Annotated in this window: 1 protein-coding gene; it reads left to right on the forward strand. The window is 29.0% G+C overall.

The genetic code is table 11. From position 1 onward, the window contains the following. The coding region (locus ACI32A_RS02035) for a UvrD-helicase domain-containing protein (protein ID WP_439753354.1) at positions 1 to 2,871 on the forward strand (2,871 nt) is incomplete at its 5' end. Positions 2,872 to 3,021 lie beyond the last annotated feature (150 nt).

Consider the following 3,021-nt stretch of genomic DNA (forward strand, 5'->3'; position numbering starts at 1 on the left):
ATTTGTACCATTGATAGTTTTTGTCAAAATTTAGTGAAAACATATTATTATAAAATTCCCATTTCCTTAACAATGGCAACTACTGTGGGAAGTGAGTCTATGCTTCATAAAGCATTTGAACAAGCGCTTTGTCTGGCAATGGATGAATATCCTGTTCAAAGAGTGGTTGACTTAAAGTTATATTTTAAAGCTTTCGGAAAAGATGATTCTTATATTCAAAAAGTTATTGAACAAATCATCGATGTTGCCAATTCAAAATCAAATGCCGATGAATGGTTTGATTCTATTCTTTTGAATTATCAAACCATTGATACAAAATCTTTATCCTGGTTTTTTCAGTTTTTTAAAGAAAAAATGGAAGCTATGATTGATATTCTCTATTCTTTTATTGAAAAAGTAGAGGAAATGGAATTTAAAAAAGAGGGTACAAAAGAAAAAATTATTGAAAATTTGAAGAAGAAAAAAGAATTGAATTTCAATTGTTTAAATTCAATTCAAAAACAAGATTATGAAGAATTTAAAAAGGCTTTTGTTCTTTCGATTGAAAAAACTGAAAATGTTCCTGGTACCATCAATAAAATTAAATTCGATGAAAAAGAAGAATATCTTTCTTTTCAAAATGCGATTGCTTCTGTTTTATTTGATTTTGATGTCTTTAAAAAAGACATTATATCCAATCAAAGTCGAATTCAGACTTTAGTGGATTTATCAAAATCCTGTCAACTTCATTATTCCAAAATAAAAAAAGAAATGGAAATCATTGATTTTAATGATATGGAACACTTTGCTCTGACTTTATTAAAAGATCCAGTTATTGCACAGGAATTAAGAAATAAATACAATGCGATTTTAATAGATGAATTTCAAGATACCAATGAGCTACAGGAAACCATTGTTTCTTTGTTTTGTAGAGACGACAACGTATTTCGTGTAGGCGATATCAAACAATCGATTTATGGGTTTCGTCAGGCTAAGCCTTCTATTATGAAAAATCATATGAATAGTAAAAACCCAAAGGACTGTGCCTTGGTATTAGAGGAAAATTATCGATCAAATAAAAGTATTATTGAATTCAATAATGATTTTTATCAAAAAATTATGAATAGTGAATTATTAGGGTGTCAATTTGAAGAAATCGATATCGCAAAAGTGGGAATGAAAAGCCAAATGGATTCTATAAAACATCCAATTCATTTTTATTATTCCACCATCGATGAAATTAAAGAACAATATGATGTTTCCTATCCAAAAGCTAAGAGATTTGCAGAGAATCATCGCTATCATTTAATAGCACAATCGATTTTAAATGACATCCAAAACGGGCGTCAATATAAAGATATTTGTATCTTATTAAGAAATCGTACAAGATTAAAAGATATTAAAGAAACTTTAGAAGCCTATAACATTCCTGTTTTTGCGCAAGTCACCAGTGGTTTCTTTACCAATAATGCTATTCAAATTGTATGTGCTGCTTTATGTGCTTTTATCAATCCATATGATGATATTTCTCTTATGGCTTGTCTGGTTTCACCTTTGTTTGAAATTTCTTATTCTCAAATTACACAAGCTTGTTTAGAAAAAGAAAAATCTTCTTCTTTGTTTGAAACGATAAAAGAACAAGATTTTATGAATTCATTTCATTCGTTTTTAAAACACAAAGACAAAACAATACCAGAATTAATTCGTATAATCTATGGTTTCAATGATTTTTATTGGTTGCATACAACTTCACAAGATAAAACTAATTTAGATTATTTATTGGAAATGGCTACCAATTATATGTATCCATTTGATATCAACGGCTTTATTCAAGATATAGAAGAAGAATCAAAAATGGATACAACGGGACAAGCCAATGCTTTTGGTAAAGAAGAAAACGTTGTTCGTATTATGACGATGCATGCTTCTAAGGGGCTTCAGTTTCCAGTTGTTTATATTTGTTCAAGTACACAAATGAAGTCTTTAAAAAATGAAGTCGTTATGGTGGATAGTGATTTAGGTATTTCATTAATGAGTTTAGATTATGAAAATCGAACAAAGAGAGTTTCTCTTTATTCTTTGGCTTTTCAAACTAAGGCCATTCATGAAGCATTAATGGAAGAAATGCGTATTTTGTATGTTGCGACAACACGTGCTAAAGAAGAATTGATTTTTGTGGATTGTATTAAATCTGATTCTGAGTTTCAGTATCCATTGAATACGCGTGCACTATTATCTTTACATTTTTATACGAGCTGGTTATTTCATATTTATCGAAATGATAAACGTATTCAGTTTATTAAAAACAATCATTTGGTTGAACTGGAAAAAAAGGATCCAGTTTCTTCTTTGATTCCGTTCAAGTCTTATCAAAAAGAAGTACATTCTTTTAGTTCGTATTCTGCTTCTATGTCAAAGAAAAATTTAAATTGGCCTTCTATTGATTCTTTACAAGGCGCCATGGATCGAGGGACTTTATTTCATGAAATGGCAGGCCAATTGTCTTTTCCATATCAAAAAAAAGACATTCTTTTGTTTAGTCAAAATCACGGTTTTTCTTTAAGAGAAAAAGATATCCATCAGTTTTTGTCTTTAAATGATTGTGTAGAATATCAGAAATGGATGAAGTGTGAACATCAATTTGAGTTGAGTTATATTCTTCATCAAGATAATCAGGTAATTCATGGTTTTATGGATTTTGTTTGTTTTTCAGATGATATCATCATTTTGGATTTTAAAACCGATGCATTAAATGAGGCTCGTTTAATTTCAACTTATAAACAACAATTATTAACATACCAGCAAGCGATGAAGACAATTTATCCAAATTTGAATGTTTTTCCTTATATTTATTCATTTTTCCTTAAAAAATTGATTCCTATAGTTGAATAACAATTTCAAAATTAATACAATGAAATAGTATTTTTCAAAAAAGGAGAAGAGATATGGAAAAATATTTTAAGTTGAAAGAAAAAGGATCCAATGTAAAAACTGAGATTCTTGCTGGGATTACAACCTTCTTGGCAATGGCCTATATTTTAG

Origin of the sequence: Floccifex sp., from assembly GCF_051873555.1 — a bacterium.
GTDB lineage: Bacteria > Bacillota_I > Bacilli_A > Erysipelotrichales > Erysipelotrichaceae > Floccifex.